The organism is Protofrankia sp. Cas4, from assembly GCF_963555915.1.
GTDB lineage: Bacteria > Actinomycetota > Actinomycetes > Frankiales > Frankiaceae > Protofrankia.
The window spans coordinates 1-2,626 of record NZ_CAUVXL010000124.1 but is presented as its reverse complement, the minus strand read 5'-3'; the positions used below and the strand labels follow the sequence as shown (position 1 = coordinate 2,626).

The window sequence follows — 2,626 nt, the reverse complement described above, 5'->3', positions numbered from 1 at the left end:
CTCGCCAACCCGCTGAACCCCCAGATTGCAGCTTGATCGACTTAGCGTCAGTGGCATTGCCACTCGTCCTCACCGAAGTCGTCAGGATCGGGCAGATGTCCCACGTCTCTTTGGGTGGGCACGGGAGGGCCACCGGGCGTCATTGAGGCCCTGTCGATCAGCAAAACATGGAATGCGGCATCTAGCATGATCCACTTCCATTCATCGGCGGAAATTCGGTATCGGCCAGGCAGGAAGAAGTCGGAGGTGCTCGTTCTCAATCAGCATGTGGGCCTGCCGCTGGAGGCGGTGAAGGTCCGGCTACACCGGCCCGCCAGCGCAGCGACCCGGCATGGCAGTCCGAGGCGGCCTCACTGGTTCACGGGTTCTCTCACGCCAAGAACGTCCGATACCGACCAGCATACCGACATTTTTGTCCCGTCACAGCAGCCCCGGACGCCCCTTAACGAGCCGGTCCAAGAAAATAGAATGGCACTGCCATGACAGCAATAATACCGAAGTCAAGAATTGACGGAAAAGCGATCGGAAAAAGCAGTTTAATCAGTTTACGGTCAATAAATTTAGTGAATTTACGCCGAATATTAATAATTACCTGAAACGCTAAAATTCCACAGGAAAGGGCGAATCCAGCATTTCCCACCAGGGACGAAATCCCTCTCGAAACAAGAGCGTGAATAATTACGTAGACAAAAATGAAAACAATAAAAGCCGTGACCGAAACAACGGGCCACACGGGGGCGAGAGCGGAATTATACGGATCAAGATCTTCCGTCATCCTGATCCCCGCCCTCACTCTGTGGATCGATTTGAGCATAGGCGGACCGTCGGACAGATACGGAACCATCTTCTCCGCGATGAAACATTGGAATCTTACCATGATGTCCATAAGCAAGTGCGGGCCACGCCCATGGGGCGGGCCCGCCACCTCCTGCAATCACGATGGGGATGAATTATAAGAAATTCGATCTTACTCTTGGCCGGAACCGACCAGAGTCCGCACTCACTGTCAGAAGAAGTGGTATCGATGATGTATCATCGCTGGCGACTTGGTCATTCGCGACAGTGTTGGAACGTTCGAGGTCTTCCTCGACGAGCTGGAGGCCCATTCTCGCGCAAGCTGAGGCGGCACGCCCTCTCCTGACGTGTTAATGGGTTGTTGATCATCAAGCACGAATTGCGGCCGGGGAGGTTAATCTCAAGCCCGCCTCGGGTAAGGGTAGTCAAGGCGATCATCGTCGCGGGTGAATGAAGACCGTACGACCGGCACATGAGCTGGCGCATGTGAGTCTTCGTCGCCTCGACCCAAGTATTGCTGACCGGCGGAATCAAGCGGTCAAGGCGACACATGCCTTTCCAGCAGATCGTTGAACATTTCTATCGACTTGGCCGGCTCAGTTCTCGGGAGATGATTTCCCGCTCCTCGATTTTCAACAGCTCGCGCAGGACCATCCACCATCCAGTCTGTCGACGTTGCCGAGATCATCCTATCGGAGCGTCGCTACGACCGTTTGAACCCGCCCTTCGCCGTGCCGATGCCGTCGTCGCCGAGGTCGAGAACAAGATCATCGAGGATCTGGGGCGTGCCAATACCGCCCGGCTCAGGACCTTGCTGGAAAAGGTCGCTGACGCGGCCCGGGAAGGATGACAGTGTCCGGAAACGAGCGCTCCGGCGCGGAGTTGGCTCCTGCCGTGAGCAAGGCAGTGGTGGCAACCGCATACGGCGGTCCCGAGGTGCTGTCGATGATTGACGTCGTTGTCCCAGACCCAGGGCCGGGCCAGGTGCGCATCGCGGTCCGTGCCGCCGGCGTCAATCCCGTCGACCACAAGATGTACAGCGGGGCCTTCGGAACCGACCCGGCGGGTCTGCCGATGCGGCTCGGCGCCGAAGCCCGCGAGCCTGTCCTGGGAGCAGGCCGGTGGCCTGATGGTCGGGGGCGTCACCGCCGTGCACGCTCTGGAAGCGATCGGCTTGCGCAAGGACGAGTCGGTCCTGGTCCACGGCGCCGCGGGATGCGTCGGCTTGTTCGCCGTGCAGCTGGCGGCGGCGCGTGGCGCGTGGCGCGTGGCGCCACCGTCCTGGCAACGGCGAGCCCTGCCAAGCACGACCTACTCCGCGGCCTGGGCGCTGTTCCGATCGCGTACGGACCGGGCCTGGCCGAACGCGTGCGCACCGTGGCGCCGGACGGGGTCCAGGCGGCGATCGACGTTGTGGGCACCGACGAGGCGGTGGACGTCTCGGTGGAACTTGTCGCGGACCGTTCCCGCATCGCCACCATCGCGGCATTTCAGCGCGGAGCCCAGGCCGGCATCAAACTCCTCGGCGGTGGGCCCGGCGCAGACCCCGGGACAGCAATCCGCGCCGCCGCCCGCCTCCATCTCACCGAAGCTGCGGCGGCCGGGCGACTGCGCATCCTGATCGCCTATACCTACCCGCTTCACGAAGCCGCCACCCACCGCCAGATCATGACCGGCCATACCGCGGGCAAGATCGTCCTGGTGTCGTGACACCGTCGGGTCGGTCCCGTCAACACCAGTGGGCGGCGCCCTCGCGGTCCGGGCCGGTACTGCGGTACTACCCGACGGCGCATTGATCATCCCGTGGTGCCATGGCCGCACGGGTGCCGGG

1 protein-coding gene and 1 pseudogene are annotated in these 2,626 nt (G+C 61.4%); one reads left to right on the top strand and one right to left on the bottom strand.

Annotation, left to right across the window (positions count from 1 at the left end):
- Positions 1–442: 442 nt before the first annotated feature.
- Positions 443–775, bottom strand: coding sequence for a hypothetical protein (locus U9979_RS11570; RefSeq protein WP_322751225.1), 333 nt, complete (start codon positions 773–775; stop codon positions 443–445).
- A 965-nt stretch (positions 776–1,740) separates the two neighbouring features.
- Here U9979_RS11570 and U9979_RS11565 point away from each other — a divergent pair.
- A pseudogene (locus U9979_RS11565) lies at positions 1,741–2,505 on the top strand (zinc-binding dehydrogenase).
- Positions 2,506–2,626 lie beyond the last annotated feature (121 nt).

What these genes read in the sequence shown, in the direction of transcription:
- U9979_RS11570 (WP_322751225.1), bottom strand. Translation starts at nt 775, where the DNA reads ATGACGGAAGATCTTGATCCGTATAATTCCGCTCTCGCCCCCGTGTGG.